The organism is Mycetocola zhujimingii, from assembly GCF_003065425.1.
GTDB classification, from domain to species: Bacteria; Actinomycetota; Actinomycetes; order Actinomycetales; family Microbacteriaceae; genus Mycetocola_A; species Mycetocola_A zhujimingii.
In genome coordinates, this window is sequence record NZ_CP026949.1 from 1,754,053 (window position 1) to 1,768,361 (window position 14,309).

General features: G+C 65.3%; 13 protein-coding genes and 1 tRNA gene. 7 read left to right on the forward strand and 7 right to left on the reverse strand.

Annotation, left to right across the window (positions count from 1 at the left end; genetic code table 11):
- The first annotated feature begins 12 nt into the window (after positions 1-12).
- Together C3E77_RS08350 and C3E77_RS08355 are read left to right on the forward strand one after the other, a co-directional pair.
- Entirely contained in the window at positions 13-687 is a 675-nt protein-coding gene (locus tag C3E77_RS08350) for a DedA family protein (RefSeq protein ID WP_108391215.1), read from the forward strand.
- 84 nt (positions 688-771) lie between these two features.
- Positions 772-1,779 (forward strand): App1 family protein phosphatidate phosphatase, encoded by a 1,008-nt coding sequence (locus tag C3E77_RS08355; RefSeq protein WP_108391216.1) that lies wholly within the window; start codon positions 772-774, stop codon positions 1,777-1,779.
- Between the two features lie 36 nt (positions 1,780-1,815).
- Here C3E77_RS08355 and C3E77_RS08360 read toward each other — a convergent pair whose 3' ends face one another.
- Entirely contained in the window at positions 1,816-2,529 is a 714-nt protein-coding gene (locus tag C3E77_RS08360; protein ID WP_108391217.1) for an SOS response-associated peptidase, read from the reverse strand.
- Positions 2,530-2,618: 89 nt separating this feature from the next.
- Between C3E77_RS08360 and C3E77_RS08365 the strand changes: the two genes are divergently transcribed.
- Both C3E77_RS08365 and C3E77_RS08370 read left to right on the forward strand, forming a co-directional pair.
- Positions 2,619-3,746, forward strand: a complete 1,128-nt coding sequence (locus tag C3E77_RS08365; protein WP_108391218.1) for a winged helix DNA-binding domain-containing protein — start codon at positions 2,619-2,621, stop codon at positions 3,744-3,746.
- Complete coding sequence (locus C3E77_RS08370) at positions 3,746-4,804, forward strand: FUSC family protein (RefSeq protein WP_108391219.1); 1,059 nt, start codon at positions 3,746-3,748, stop codon at positions 4,802-4,804. The genes C3E77_RS08365 and C3E77_RS08370 overlap by 1 nt, the downstream gene beginning before the upstream one ends.
- Positions 4,805-4,817: 13 nt before the next feature.
- On the opposite strand, the gene C3E77_RS08375 is transcribed toward C3E77_RS08370, so the two are convergent.
- Entirely contained in the window at positions 4,818-5,873 is a 1,056-nt protein-coding gene (locus tag C3E77_RS08375; protein WP_108391220.1) for a glycoside hydrolase family 3 N-terminal domain-containing protein, read from the reverse strand.
- Entirely contained in the window at positions 5,870-6,916 is a 1,047-nt protein-coding gene (locus tag C3E77_RS08380) for a zinc-binding dehydrogenase (protein ID WP_108391221.1), read from the reverse strand. The genes C3E77_RS08375 and C3E77_RS08380 overlap by 4 nt, the downstream gene beginning before the upstream one ends.
- A gap of 85 nt (positions 6,917-7,001) precedes the next feature.
- Between C3E77_RS08380 and C3E77_RS08385 the strand changes: the two genes are divergently transcribed.
- Both C3E77_RS08385 and C3E77_RS08390 read left to right on the forward strand, forming a co-directional pair.
- Positions 7,002-7,772, forward strand: coding sequence for a trimeric intracellular cation channel family protein (locus tag C3E77_RS08385; RefSeq protein WP_108391222.1), 771 nt, complete (start codon positions 7,002-7,004; stop codon positions 7,770-7,772).
- Between the two features lie 65 nt (positions 7,773-7,837).
- Entirely contained in the window at positions 7,838-8,428 is a 591-nt protein-coding gene (locus C3E77_RS08390; RefSeq protein ID WP_108391223.1) for an NADPH-dependent FMN reductase, read from the forward strand.
- Between the two features lie 7 nt (positions 8,429-8,435).
- On the opposite strand, the gene C3E77_RS08395 is transcribed toward C3E77_RS08390, so the two are convergent.
- The 3 genes from C3E77_RS08395 to C3E77_RS08405 form a co-directional block, all read right to left on the reverse strand.
- The gene (locus C3E77_RS08395; RefSeq protein ID WP_108391224.1) at positions 8,436-8,843 is read right to left on the reverse strand and encodes a YchJ family protein; all 408 of its coding nucleotides are present in this window, start codon (positions 8,841-8,843) and stop codon (positions 8,436-8,438) included.
- Positions 8,844-9,003: 160 nt separating this feature from the next.
- On the reverse strand, positions 9,004-9,612 hold the full coding sequence (locus C3E77_RS08400; protein WP_108391225.1) for a class I SAM-dependent methyltransferase: 609 nt from the start codon (positions 9,610-9,612) through the stop codon (positions 9,004-9,006).
- Between the two features lie 398 nt (positions 9,613-10,010).
- Positions 10,011-10,535 (reverse strand): DUF805 domain-containing protein, encoded by a 525-nt coding sequence (locus C3E77_RS08405; RefSeq protein ID WP_108391226.1) that lies wholly within the window; start codon positions 10,533-10,535, stop codon positions 10,011-10,013.
- Between the two features lie 458 nt (positions 10,536-10,993).
- Between C3E77_RS08405 and C3E77_RS08410 the strand changes: the two genes are divergently transcribed.
- Entirely contained in the window at positions 10,994-14,155 is a 3,162-nt protein-coding gene (locus C3E77_RS08410; RefSeq protein ID WP_108391227.1) for a M14 family metallopeptidase, read from the forward strand.
- 67 nt (positions 14,156-14,222) lie between these two features.
- Here C3E77_RS08410 and C3E77_RS08415 read toward each other — a convergent pair.
- Positions 14,223-14,298: transfer RNA gene (locus C3E77_RS08415), tRNA-Ala, on the reverse strand.
- Positions 14,299-14,309: the final 11 nt, after the last annotated feature.

Consider the following 14,309-nt stretch of genomic DNA (forward strand, 5'->3'; position numbering starts at 1 on the left):
AGGCTCGGCATCGTGAATGAGTTCCTCACCTGGCTGCTCGACCTCGTGCAAAGCGTTGACCCCGTCCTTCGCACGGTTCTCGCGGGCACCGCGATCCTGCTCGAAACCAGCGTGCTCGTCGGTCTCATTGTTCCCGGCGACACCGTCGTCATTGTGTCGAGCACGGCGGTCGAGAGCCCTGCCCAGTTCGTTGGGCTGATCGCCGCCGTACTGATCGGCTCGATCGTCGGCGAGTCCATCGGCTTCGCACTCGGACGATTCTTCGGACCCCGGATCCGGGCGAGCCGCCTCGGCAGGAAGATCGGCGATCGCCACTGGGTCCGGGCGGAAAACTATCTCGACAGGCGAGGGGGCATCGCCGTCTTTATTTCACGATTCCTTCCTGTACTGCACTCGCTCATCCCCCTCACGGTCGGGATGAGTTCCATGTCGTATCGCCGATTCATCAGCTGGACCATCCCCGCCTGCCTGTTGTGGTCGATCGCCTACGTCTCGGTCGGTTCGGCGGCGGCCGGCACCTACAGGCAACTCGCTGACCAGCTGCACTACGCCGGCTACATCTTCGTGGCGATTATCGGGGCGTTCCTGGTCGTGGCATACCTCGTCAAGCGAGTTCTGAAACGCTCGGAAGAGCGCCACATGAACCGCCCGGGTGACGGTGACCCAGCAACACCCGAAAGCGACTGAACCGGTATGCGCACCAATGATCGCGGCCGGGCATGCCAGACTGATCGGGTGCACTCACTCAAAGAGCCCGGCAGGGCCACCCCCATGTCGGCTCTGAGGCTGCACCGGGCAGCGCGAATCGACGACGCGTTCCTGGACTGGAGGGCCCGCAGGGGCCGCCGTAACGGGCTGCAGGCCACGGTGATTCCATACACCGGCTACGGCTCAACCACCTGGGTCCGGGTTCTCGGGCGCGTCCTGCTGACCAAGCCTGAACTCGCGCAGACTGCGGCACCCGCTCAGCGCGTGCGCGGATGGCGGAGCTTCACGAGCATTCCGGTGGTCGCGGCACAGGTCACGGTCACCGTCGGCGACCAGACACACGTCGTACAGGCAGACCGGGGCGGTGTCGTCGACGCGAGGATCCCCGTCGACCTCGAGCCGGGATGGCAGCAGATCACACTGCAGACCGAGGACTCCCGACCGGTTGTCGAAAACGTCTTTGTGGTTGCGCCGACTGTACGGTTCGGGGTCATCTCCGACATCGATGACACGGTCATGGTCACCGCGCTCCCCCGCCCGTTCGTCGCGGCCTGGAACACCTTTGTCCTCGACGAGCACGCGCGTACACCCGTACCCGGCATGGCCGTGCTCTTCGAACGCCTGTTACGTGACCATCAGGGTGCCCCCGTCATCTACCTGTCGACCGGCGCGTGGAACGTGGCTCCGACGCTCTCCCGCTTCCTGACCAGGCACCTGTACCCGACCGGAGCATTGCTCCTCACCGACTGGGGTCCGACAGCCGACCGCATCTTCAGGAGCGGGCAGGCGCACAAGGCGGACAATCTCCGCCGGCTCGCCAAGGAATTCCCCGACATCAAGTGGCTCCTCGTCGGAGACGACGGACAGCACGACGAAGTTATCTACGGTGACTTCTCCAGCGAGCACCCGGAGAGCGTCGCTGCCGTCGCCATCCGCCAGCTGTCACCAAGCCAGGCTGTTCTCGCCGGTGGTCGTTCCAAGCCAGAGGAACACGAGTCACGTGCCCCCTGGGTGTACTCACCGGATGGCGCGGGGCTCCTTGGTCAGCTCGAGGAACGCGGCCTGGCCTAACTGGCCCAGCTCTCCGACAGCCTCAGCTCAGCGGGACTACAGTTCGACAGAATCGAGTTCGATGGGCTCGACGAGCTCCGGACCGTCGTTCCTGACACTGTTGACCGCCTTCGAGACCGGGTGATATCCCAGCTCGTGCGCCACGTCGAACGATGATTCGTCGAGAAGCGTGAGCAGCTCGCCCGGCGCGAGTTCGCTTCCGAGCCAGGCGTCGAATCGGTCGGGTGTCAGGCACGCGGGCATCCGATCGTGCACCTCACCGGGAGCGACGTGGGCGTCGCGGGTAATGATCGCCATCGACAACCGCCAGTAATCGGGGTCGCCCTGGTCTTTCGACCGGTCGGGCCACGCACGGATGATGCCGGCCATCGCGAGGTCGGATTTCTCGCCCGAGATGAAGTACGGCTGTTTGCCACCGTTCTGAAGCTGCCATTCGTAGTATCCGGATGCCGGCACGATGCATCGGTGAGACGCGAACGCACTCTTGAAGAGGCCGTTGGTGGCGACCGTTTCGATGCGAGCGTTGATGATCGGCTTTCCGCCTCCAAAGGTCGGAGACGACGGCGACACGATTCCCCACCTGACGAGGTCGAGTTCTCGCTCGCCGCTCCGCTCGCGGACGACGGGAACCGAATCGGTGGGAGCGACGTTCCAGGAGGGCCGCCACTCGGGCGCAGGCCTGCCCGTCGTTGTCATGAACTCACGAATGAGATCGTCGGTGTCTTTGTTCATCGCAAATCGTCCGCACATGATCCCATTGTGACCCAGGCGACCGACAGCATGGTTATGTCCGGGCAGGGCCGGTCCCCGGTATCGCCGAGGTAGGCGAGAATCGGAGTATGGGACGTTCGTGGAAGCAGTCGGATATCGCGCGGCTGCGTCTGCACGCCCAGGAGATCCTCACAGCGGCCGAACGGGATCCCGCCGCCGCTGTCGACGCCATGACGGCGATGCAGGGGCAGGACCTGCCCGGCACTCTCTGGGCGATCGGCCTTCGCACCGGCGCACGCACAGAGGCGGATGTGCGCGATGCCTTTGACACGGGCGCCATCGTCCGGAGCTGGCCCATGCGCGGCACCCTCCACGCACTCACCCCCGGCACCCTCCGGATGATCCTCCCCCTGTCTCGTGACCGGCTGGTGACCTCGCTCCGTGCCCGCCACCGCGAACTCGGTATCACTGCCTCCGACATCGCGGACGCCGCGCGGGCAGCGGAGGCCGGACTGTCCACCGGGTCCGGCCGGCTTTCCCGCACCGAGCTGTTCGCCGTGTTCGAAGCTGCCGGCCAGCCGACCGCCGGCCAGCGCGGCAGCCACGTCGCGTTCATGCTCGCGCAGTCCGGACTGCTCTGTCTTGGCCCGTTCATCGGTAAGGAACAGGCGTTCGTCCTGCTCGACGATTGGGCGCCCATGACCACAACAGTCCCGGACCGCGACGAGGCACTCGCTACCGTGGCTCTCCGCTACTTCCGGTCGCACGGACCGGCGACCGTCGCCGATTTTGCGTGGTGGGCCCGCCTCACCCTGACCGATGCACGTTCATCCGCTGCAGCCATCAGCGACCAGCTCAGCGTCATCGATGTTGACGGCACCGACTATTTCGTGGCGCCCGAGGTCATCGAGAACACACCGCTTGCGAAGCCTTCGGTACGCGTGCTCCCCGGCTTCGATGAACTCCTGCTCGGCTACACCGATCGTTCCGCGGTCCTGGATCCTCGCCACTCCGCGCTCATCGTTCCCGGCAACAACGGTGTCTTCAAGGCCACCGTTGTCGTCAACGGTCACGTCGTCGGCACCTGGCTGCGTCGCGACAGGGCGAAGGCGGTCGATGTCACAGCGCAGCTCTTCCAGCAGCTGTCACCGACCCAGGAGCGCGACCTGGTCGCTGCCTTCGAGCAGTACGGAACCTTCCGTGGCAAACCTGTCGAACTGAAAGTGGTCTCGCTCGAGACCAGCGGTGCCCACTGATGCGATTCTTCCGCCTGCCAGCGGCTCTCTCCTCGAGCCGATTGCGCACCGCAAGCCGGGTTCCGCTGCTGCAGGTCGTGAAGACCTCGGTGGCAACGGTGGCCGCGTGGTTCGTGGCCATCCTGGTACTGCCGTCCGAATTGCCGATCTTCGCGGCGATTGCTGCATTGCTCGTCGTGCAGCCGAGCGTCAACCAGTCGTTCGGTAAAGCGATCGAGCGCAGCGTCGGCGTGATCGCCGGCGTCATCATCGCCTCGCTCATCGGCCTGCTCTTCAGTGGCCAGACCTGGGTGATCCTCATCGCCATCGTGGTCTCCATCTTGTTCGGCTGGGTCTTCCGCCTCACCCCGGGCTCGGCGAACCAGATTCCGATCAGCGCGATGCTTGTCCTCGCGATTGGCGCAGCCACCCCGGGGTACGCCATCGACCGGATCATCGAAACGCTCATCGGGGCAGCCCTCGGCGTCATCATCAACGTCCTCATCGTTCCTCCGGTCGCGCTCGGGCCAGCCGAACGCGATGTGACGCTCCTCACCGGTGAACTGGCGTCGAGTCTTGAGCGCCTCGCCGCAGCCCTCGGCACGCCGCAGACGCAGCAGCAACTCGACGCGCTCATGATCCAGGCCAGGCTCCTGCGTCCGATGCGGGAATCCGCTGAGGCATCCGTTCGCCAGGGTGAAGAGTCGCTCACGCTCAACCCGCGGCAGACTGCGCACCGCACCCGCCTCGAAGACATTCATCGACTGCTCGACAGGCTCTCGCCGATCGTGACGCGCGTCATCGGGATGACGCGGGCCTTCCACGATCACTATGACGCGTCGCTCGTCGAAGAGCCGTCACTGCAGTCAATCGCCATCCAGCTCCGCAGGGCGGCACACGATCTCCGACTCCTCACGCGAACCACTGAAGCGCCGGATGCCGAACCGTCGGTGGACGAGGTCCCCGCACTGACAGCGCCGCTTCGTCTCATCCGCCCTGAACCTGAGCACTGGATGCTGTTCGGCTCGCTGATGGAGGACCTGCGTCGGATCCGCGAGGAGATCGTCGGCAGCGAGTAGGACGCGCTCTGGCTTAGCTGATACCCCGAGGCTCCGCGAGCCGAGCCCGCAGGGTGAGCAGCGTGAGCGCCGCAGCGTCGACGTGCTCCATCGAGAGCCTTCCGGCGTCAACGGCGTCGCTGACCGCCTCCACCAGGCGCGCGGCATCGGTGCGGACTTGCTCAGGGTCCCCGCGGAGCACGTAGAGCAGCATTGTCGCCCCGGCAGCGAGGGCGCGAACGGCGTTCTCGGCGGCGTCCCGGTACTCAGGCACTCCGCTATCCCCCAGCATGAGCATGTCGTCGGTGATGATGACCCCCTCGAAGCCCAGCCGCTCGCGGAGTATCACGTGGCACGCGCGGGACAGTGTGGCGGGCTGGTCGTCCACCGTCGAATACCTGAGGTGACCCATCATCACGAAGTCGGCACCGGCGAGGATGCCGGAACGGAACGGAGCGGCATCCGTCTCCTCCCACGTCGCGAGATCGACGGCGGTCTCGGGGATCGAGGAGTGCGAGTCACCCGGCGTTCTGCCGTGGCCGGGGAAATGCTTGAGCGTGGAGAACACGCGCCCGCTCTCCCCCGTGACCGCCGCGCTCACACGCTCAGCGGCCTCGGCGGCGGTTGTTCCGAGCACCCTGTCATTCATGAACGATCCGGGATCGTCGGTGACGTCGGCGACGACGCCGAAGTTGACGGAGATACCGGCTTCGGCGAGCAGTGCTGAGCGGGCAGCGAAGGCCTCCCTCGTCTCCTCAGGATCGCGGTGCCTGAGGGTGACCGCAGAGGCAAAGCGGTCGTCAGCAATGCGCCGAACCCGACCACCTTCCTGGTCGATTCCGATGAGCGGAGGAAGGTCCTCGTCCCCTCCCGCGTGGCGGGCGAGCGAGGCAACGTCCGCCAGGCCCGCGCCGATGTTGTCCGGCATGAAGATCATGCCGCCCGGCTGGGTGTCGGCGACGAACGAGCGCAGTGCGCCCTCGTCCGTCCCAGGCAGGTGCAGCATGAACAGGCTCGCGATCCTGCGGGCTCGCGACATCCCGGCCAGCCGCTCTTCCGCGGCTTTCACCGGGCCGGCATCCGCACTCATCGGGCGTCAGGCCTGATGATGGTCACACCGGCGGGACTCTGCCCCTGACTCATCGCGAGCATCGCCGCAGGCACCTCGTCGAGGCCGATGGTCCGCGTGACGAGATCCTGGGGCCGGAGCCGACCTGACGCGACCAGCTCGAGCATCCCGGGGTACTCCGCCGCGCTCATCCCGTGGCTGCCCATGATCGTGAGCTCACCGGCGATCACGTCGGCCATCGGGATCCGGGGCGGCTGTGCGAACAGCCCCACCTGCACGTGCCGACCACGCCGCGCGAGCGACCGGATCGCAATGCCCGTTGTGTGTTCGCGGCCGATGGCCTCGAGCGACACCTGCGCGCCGTCGCCCGTCAGTTCCTTCACTCGAGCAATCACCTCCGTGTCGCTGAGCCCGGTGCTGTTCACCGCGTCTTCGGCGCCCGCTGCCTCCGCGACGTCGAGAGCAGCACCGGAGATGTCGACGGCCACCACCCGAGCGCCCAGGGCGGCGCCGATCATCACGGCGCTGAGGCCGACACCGCCGCAACCGACAACAATGACCCACTCGCCCTCACGCACGGCGGCCTGCGTCGCGAGGGCGCGATACGACGTCGCAAAACGGCAGCCCAGGATCGCGGCAGCGCCGACGTCGAGTGACTCGGGGACCTCGATCAGGTTGACGTCGGCCGACGTGATGGCGACGCGTTCGGCATACGAGCCCCAGTGGGTGAATCCCGGCTGGGTCTGATTCCGGCACACCTGCGCGTGGCCTGCACGGCATTCTGCGCAGGTGCCGCACGCGCAGACAAACGGAACGGTGACGCGCTGTCCCGGCCTGAACCGCGAGACGGCACTCCCAACACTGACGATCCTGCCCACGAACTCGTGACCGGGCACATGCGGAAGCGAGACGCCGTCATCGTGCCCCTCCCACGCGTGGATGTCGCTCCGACACAGCCCGGTCGCCTCAACGGCAATAACAGCTCCGTCCGGGGTGGGCACCGGGTCCGGCACCTCCTCGACCGTAGGTTCGCGAAGAAAGGAGTCGTAGTACACGGCGCGCATGTGGCAAGTATCCCCCACCCGTGCTCGGCTACGCTTGAACGAGCCGGATCAGGAGAGCCGGTTGCGGCTTGGCCGGAAGGACGGCATGGACACGACGACCGAGACCGTCACTGAAATTATGCGATTCGTCGACCTGGGCGGCGTGCTCGCCAACGCGATCCTCGGTGGAATCGCCGCACGATCGGCCCGGCTCGATATCGTCGGCTTCGTCATCCTCGCGGTGATGAGCGGGCTCGGTGGCGGAATCATTCGCGACACGCTGCTGCAGCAAGGACCGCCGGTAGCTCTGACCGACCCGGCCTACCTGGTCATCGCCATCGCCGGTGCGGTCATCGCCTTCTTCGTCCCCTTCCGCGGGCAATGGTCCAATCGAACGCTCGTGTTGGTCGACGCACTCGCCGTCGGATTCTGGGCCGCCGCCGGCGCCCAGAAAACGCTCGACGCAGGACTCGGCTGGCTGCCCGCGATCGTGATGGGCATCATCACAGCGGTCGGCGGCGGTGCCGTTCGCGACATCCTGCTGCTCCGCATCCCTCGGATCTTCGGCGGGAACACCCTGTACGCGACCAGCGCGCTTGTGTCGAGCGTCGAAATGGTCGTGCTCTCAAAGCTCGGCATGCCGACCCTCGGTTCCGCGGTTGCGCTCACCAGCGGAGCCGTGCTCTCCCTCCTCGCCAGACGATTTGGCTGGACGCTTCCCACCGAGGCCCGCATACCGACCCCACGACTGGTGACCGAGTTCCGTCGGCGCCGGCGCACCGCCCGAGAGCGGCACAACCCGGATGCCACAGGCGCCGGCGCAGACCACGGGCAGGACGGCGAAGGGACTCTGGACAGCCCACCGGCCCGGTCATAGCCTGAGACGGTCCGGGCGGGTGCCGCGAGACACGCGCCAGAGAAACCCCGGGAAAGAGTTTCAGCATGGCCACGATTCACGAGCACGAACCGCCCTATTCAGTGGGCTATCTCATCGGAAGCCTGGCGACGGCATCCATCAACAGGAAGCTCGCCGGTGCGCTTGTCGCTCTCGCTCCCCCCGAGCTTGAGATGCGGGAGATCCCGATCGGAAATCTGCCGCTGTACAGCTATGACTACGATGCGGATTACCCACAGGTGGGGCTCGACTTCAAAGCCGCCATCGCGAGTGTCGATGCCGTGCTCTTCGTCACGCCCGAATACAACCGGTCGATTCCTGGAGCGCTCAAGAATGCGATCGACTGGGCAAGCCGGCCGTGGGGTGACAACTCGTTCACGCACAAGCCCTCAGCGGTGATCGGAGGTTCGATCGGTGCGATCGGCACCGCCGTCGCGCAACAGCATCTCCGAAGCGTGCTCAGCTTCTGCAACTCGCCGCAGATGAACGCGCCCGAAGCGTACCTCCAGATCACTCCGGGGCTCATCGCTGAGGACGGCTCGATCACCAACGATGGCACCACTCAGTTCCTGACCGAGTGGATGCACGACTTCTACGAGTTCATCACCCGGGTGCTGACCGTCGTTCCGCGGAGCTGAACCTCGATCAGTTGATTGCGTCCACGTAGAACCAGAGCCGGTTGTCCCGAACGAAGCGACTCACCTCGTGTTGCTCACTCCGGCCGTCGGCTCCCTTGGAGAAGGCCCGGAATTCGACGGTGCCTTCCGTGTCGAGGGGCCCGCCACGACGCCGATCCAGAATGTCGAGCCGATACCAGGTCAGGCCGGGATCGAGGTCGAGTTCGGCGGGCCGGGTCGACGGATGCCACGTCTCGAGCAAGTAGCCGGCGTCGCCGACCGCGAAGGCCGAGAACCGGGAGCGCATGAGTGCCTCGGCCGTCGGTGCGAGGGCGGCACCAGAGTGGTACCGGCCGCAGCACGCGCCGTAGGTCTCACCGCTCAGGCAGGGACAGCGGTCATCGGCGGCAAGAGGGCTGGTTCCGGAAGAAGTCACCCCACAATTATCCGGCCACAGCCTGCAGACCGCCGACGGGGTGCTCGGCCGAGCCCGGCTTAGATCGCGAAGCGAATCCAACGTTGCGACCGCAAAGACGCGATCCGGGAGCCTCCGGAGCGCCCGCACGCGTTCCGGTCTGCGTTATCGCATTCCGCATCTAGCGGATCCAGCTGCGGCGGCGTGCGATGATCGCCGCGTGCGGGCGCTGGCCAGGATCGACTCGTGTATGCGTCTCGACAATCTCGAAACCCGCCGCTGCAAGCTCATCCTGCATCAGCGGGACCGGCCAGTAGTAGGCCGTCACGACGGCGTGGCCGAACGCTTCGATCTGCCCAGCTTCGAAGAACCCGAGGAGCAGCGTTCCCTCCGACCGGATGCAGCGCGCGAACTCGGTGAGCAGCGCAGGTACATCAGCCGGCGGTGTGTGAATGAGCGAGTACCAGGAGAGAATCCCGGCCAGTGCAGCGTCATCGGCTGGTAGCGCTTCGAGCGTTGCGACTCGAAATGGAACCTCGGGAAAGCGGGCGGCGGCGCCATCGATGAACTCACTCACCATGTCGATACCTTCTACCGCAACCCCGTGGTCGTGCAGAAACTTTGTCCAGTGGCCGGGGCCGCATCCGGCATCGATCGTCGGGCCGTCGACATCACGCGCCCAACCAGCGATGAGGTTTCGATCTCCTTCCGCCATTGCGGACAGCGAACCGAGTGCCTCCGTGTACTCCCCAGCTCTTTCCCGGTAAGCACTTCGCACTGCATCCGTCATGCAACCAACCTATCTGTGCGTCAGTGCCTGACGCCGCTGACAGTCGATTCCGGGAACCGTCTCCCCAGCAACTCTGAACCGCGACGCGTACTCCCCGACGAGCGCCCGCTTCGGCCTTGAGGAACCGCACGTCGGTGTGGTCAGCATCGACGCGCACTACGTGATCGCTCGAAGGAACGGCGGTCGGCTTCGCCAACAACAATCTGAATGAGGGAGCACGACACGCCTGCCCACGGCGGGACGCGGCGTTCCCCCGAAACACGAAAAAGGCCCGACAATCCGGAGATTGTCGGGCATCGTTGGTAGATCTGAGGGGATGCGAAGCCCTGCCATCTGTCGATCAAAAAGCACCCAAAAAGGCCCCAACAACCATGTCGGAGCGAGTAAAGCACCGCCGGTCAGGATGCAATTTGCTCCATCTGTGGCAGCGCGCGTTGCGAGTCGAATCGGATGCCGGCTGCATCAGACTCCAGCGCCCCGAAGACATAGATGGCGTACCCGCCGAACGGGATGAGCGAGATCAGGTACCACCATCCTGAACGGTTTGTGTCGTGCAATCGGCGCACTGTAACCGCGATCGACGGCAGGAGCACCGGCAGAGTAACCAACGCAAGCCCGATAACCATGACCAAGGTCGACGCCACAATTGCATTGATCATCGTGGTGGCCCCGTCCTCCTGCTCCGCGCCCACAACGACCCAGACCACCACAGCAACCATCACGATCGAGAGCACTACTCCAGCGATCGAACCCACAATGCACTGGAAGAGCATCGCCCACCAGAATTCACTTCGACTGGCACGTCCAGTAAACACGGCGTACTTGCGGAAGAACCGGCGCACCGATGCGTCGAACGACGCACCGTAGAACGGCAGGTCGAGCGAGGTCGGTTCAGGGGCAGGCGCGTCGTAGACGGCGTGCATCGGACTCCAAACGATCAAAATGAAGCTGGGCGGGTCGGAACGTCGTCGCGGAGTCGCGTAGATCGGCAGCCGACGTTTATGTGCGAGCCTATTGACGCTCGAGCGACCCGTCTGTACCTCGTTCGGGCTCAGCCGCCCGGCACGGTTCAGAGCGGTGTCGCATGTCCGCCTGATCTGAGGGGATTCGACCCCCTGACCCCCTGACCCCCTGACAAACGTTGAAGTGTGGGCCCGCGCCGTCCTAAACCTCTCAGCCTGCTACAGAGACGGCGGCGACCCTCTACTTTCAGGGGCGCTGATGGAAGAGACGCGCGCCGTCTTCGACTCGATCGAGTTCACACCTCCCTTGACGAGCACGCGTCGGAGGGAGAAGATGAGGATCATTCGCGCCGCGCCACCCCCGGGAAGGATCGCTCGAAGACCCCGGAACCCCGGCACCGCGCCACAAAGGAGTGCGCATGTTCCGCAAGCTTGCCATCGCCACCAGCGTCGCATTGGTCGTCACGATGCTCGTCTCCACGCCAAGCATGGCGAGCCCTCCGCCTCCGCAGGTAGACCAGGATCGCCTCGCGGTGTACACCGGCACGGTGAGCGTTGAGGATCTGGCCGCCATCGTCGAGCTGGGTGTCGACCGTCAGGAGCTGGTGACGACGCCCAACGGCGAGGCATCCGGCCAAGTGGACGTGCAGGTCATCCTGAGCGGCGATCAGGCCGCGCAGCTTGCCGAGGGAGGCACGACGCTCGAGGTCAAGACGCCGTCGGCGCAGCGTCGATCCTTGGATGCAGCCGACGGTGTGTTCCGCACCTACAGCGGCGAGGGCGGCATCCTCGAGGAGCTCATGACACTGGCGGCATCCAACCCGAAGATCGCCGAGTTCCGTGTGATCGGGCAGACCGTGAATGGCCAGGACATCGGCGCGGTGCGCCTCACGAAGAACGTCGCGAAGACCAAGGACGGCAAGCGCCCCGCCACGGTGTACGTCGGCGCGCAGCATGCGCGCGAATGGATCACGCCCGAGATGGTCCGGCGATTGCTCAACTACTATGTCGATTCCTACGGGAGCGACCCGCGCATCAAGGGCATCGTCGACGACACAGAGCTGTGGTTCGTGCCCGTCGCCAACCCCGACGGCTACGACTTCACCTTCACCGAGGGCCAGCGACTCTGGCGCAAGAACCTTCGCGATAACGACGGAGACGGCCAGATCACGGTCGGCGATGGGGTGGACCTCAACCGCAACTACCCCACCCGCTGGGGTTACGACAACGAGGGCTCCTCACCCGCCCCGGCAAGCGAGACCTACCGTGGGACCGCGCCCGCATCGGAACCCGAGACGCAGGCGCTCGACGCGCTGTTCGCGAAGCTCACACCGCAGTTCCTCGTGAATTACCACTCGGCCGCGGAGCTGCTGTTGCACGGTATCGGCTGGCAGGTCTCGACGCCGTCGCCGGACGACGTGATCTACGAAGCGATGGTGGGCGACGACGCGACACCCGCGATCGCCGGCTACGACCCCGACATCTCGGCAGAGCTGTACACGACCAACGGCGATACCGATTCGCACGCCCAGGAGGCGTACGGAGTTCTCGGCTTCACACCCGAGATGGGCACTTGTGAGTCCGTGTCCGACTTGTACGACGATGACGAGTGGAACTCCGAAGACTGCGAGAGCGGCTTCAACTTCCCCGACGACGAGGGGCTCATCCAGGCCGAATTCGAGAAGAACATCCCCTTCGCACTGGCCGTGGCGGAATCTGCCAAGGACCCGAACGACCCTGTCTCGGTTGTAGGCCGGGATGCTGAGGACTTCCGCGTCGACAGCTTCTCGGTCTCTTACGGCGACCCGCAGACCGTGGCTGTCTGGGCAAAACGGGACTTGCTCGCGAAGGTGATGAGCTACCGCATAAACGGCGGACCCCTGCGGATCTCGACGGTGGAGGAGTGGAACGGCGGCGAGCGGTACGGCGACGAGAACGTCGACTACTACGGCGAGTATCGCGGAACCGTGCGGGGTGCGAAGGCGGGCGACAGCGTCGAGGTCTGGTTCTCGGGACTGCCGTCGGCGCGCGACATCATCAAGAACCGCTCGCTGAAGAAGATCAGCAGTGAGCGCTTCACCTACCAGGTGGCGCACGACACCGGCAATTCGGTGCTCATCATCGCCAACGAGGACTACACGGGTGTGAACCCCGAATCCACTCCCAGCGGTGTCGGCCCGAAATACCTCGACGCACATATCGCGGCATTCGAGGCGAACGGCGTCACGCCGGATGTCTGGGACGTCGACGCGAACGGCGTGCCGCACGACCTCGGTGTGCTGAGCCACTACGACGCGGTGCTCTGGTACCTCGGCGACAACCGGCTCACCCAGGATCCGGAGGACGAGATCACACAGACGTACTTCGGAGACCTCGAGGATGCCTCCGTGGCGGAGCGGCAGCAATACCTGACGCTCGCTGTGCGGGACTACCTCAACGAAGGGGGCAAGCTCGCTCTGGCGGGTGAGACGGCCGCCTACTACGGGCAGTTCGGGGCAGCGCTGGGCGGGATCTACTACGGTCTGGACGGTGCGCCGGATCAGGATTGCGTCGTCACGGCGGACCCGTACTCGGATTGCCTGCTGCTGGCCGACGACTTCACCCAGTATTGGCTGGGAGCGTACAACCGCACTCCCGTCGGTGCCGACGGCATGACGGGGACGGCTGCACCGCTCGATGGGATCGAGGCACTCTTCGGGGGACCGGCGACGGAGGACAATCCGGTCGATGAGGCCGGCGCGTTCACCGTGACGAGCGACGTGCTCCCCGTTGAGCAGTTCCCGCAGTTCGAGAGCTGGGCGGTGGCGCAGTACGAGAACCCATCGGGGCCGTTCATCCCCATCGAAGGACTCTGGTCCATGTTCGCCGCGCACATCGATGACGGCTATCAGCGACTGAGCCGGACGTTCTCAGTGCCGGAACTGGGGGTCGGTGACACGGCGACCTTCGATGCGCAGTTCTCGTACGCGACGGAGTTCGGCTACGACAACGTCATCGTCGAGGCTCGACCGGCAGGCACCGAGGAATGGACCACGCTTCCCGACCTGGGCGGCGCCACCACCACCGATGTTCCGGCGGAGTGCGAGGCGGGGTTCTACGTCGAAGAGCACCCGCAGCTGGAGCACTACCTCACCGTTGGGAACCCGTGCGAGGCGACCGGAACCACCGGCGAATGGAACGCCTTCACCGGTTCGTCCGGCGGCTGGATCCCGGTGTCCTTCGACCTCAGCGCATACGCGGGGCAGGACGTCGAGGTCGTGATCAGCTACGTCACCGACGGCTTCACTGGCGACACGGGGCTCATGGTGGACGACACGAAGTTCGTCCTGAACGGCGAGGCGACGGAACCGGAAGGCTTCGAAGAGGAGGACGTCTCACCCTGGAGTGTTCTCGCCGCCCCGGAGGGGAGTCCCGACAACAGCGGCCAGTTCGAACGGTATTCGGCAGAGGGTCCGTTCCTCAGCTCGACAGCCACGTCGGACACGCTGCTGCTCGGATTCGGCCTCGAACAGCTGGAGTCGGACACCGCCCGATCGGAGGTCGTCGCGCGGGTGCTCACGCACCTGGGCCGTGTTGAATAAAAAAGAAACACTCTAAAGCCCACGCCAACGAAAAGAACCCCTGAGAACTTATCGTTCTCAGGGGTTTTGGTGGATCTGAGGGGATTCGAACCCCTGACCCCCTGCATGCCATGCAGGTGCGCTACCAGCTGCGCCACAGACCCATTTCGGCCGC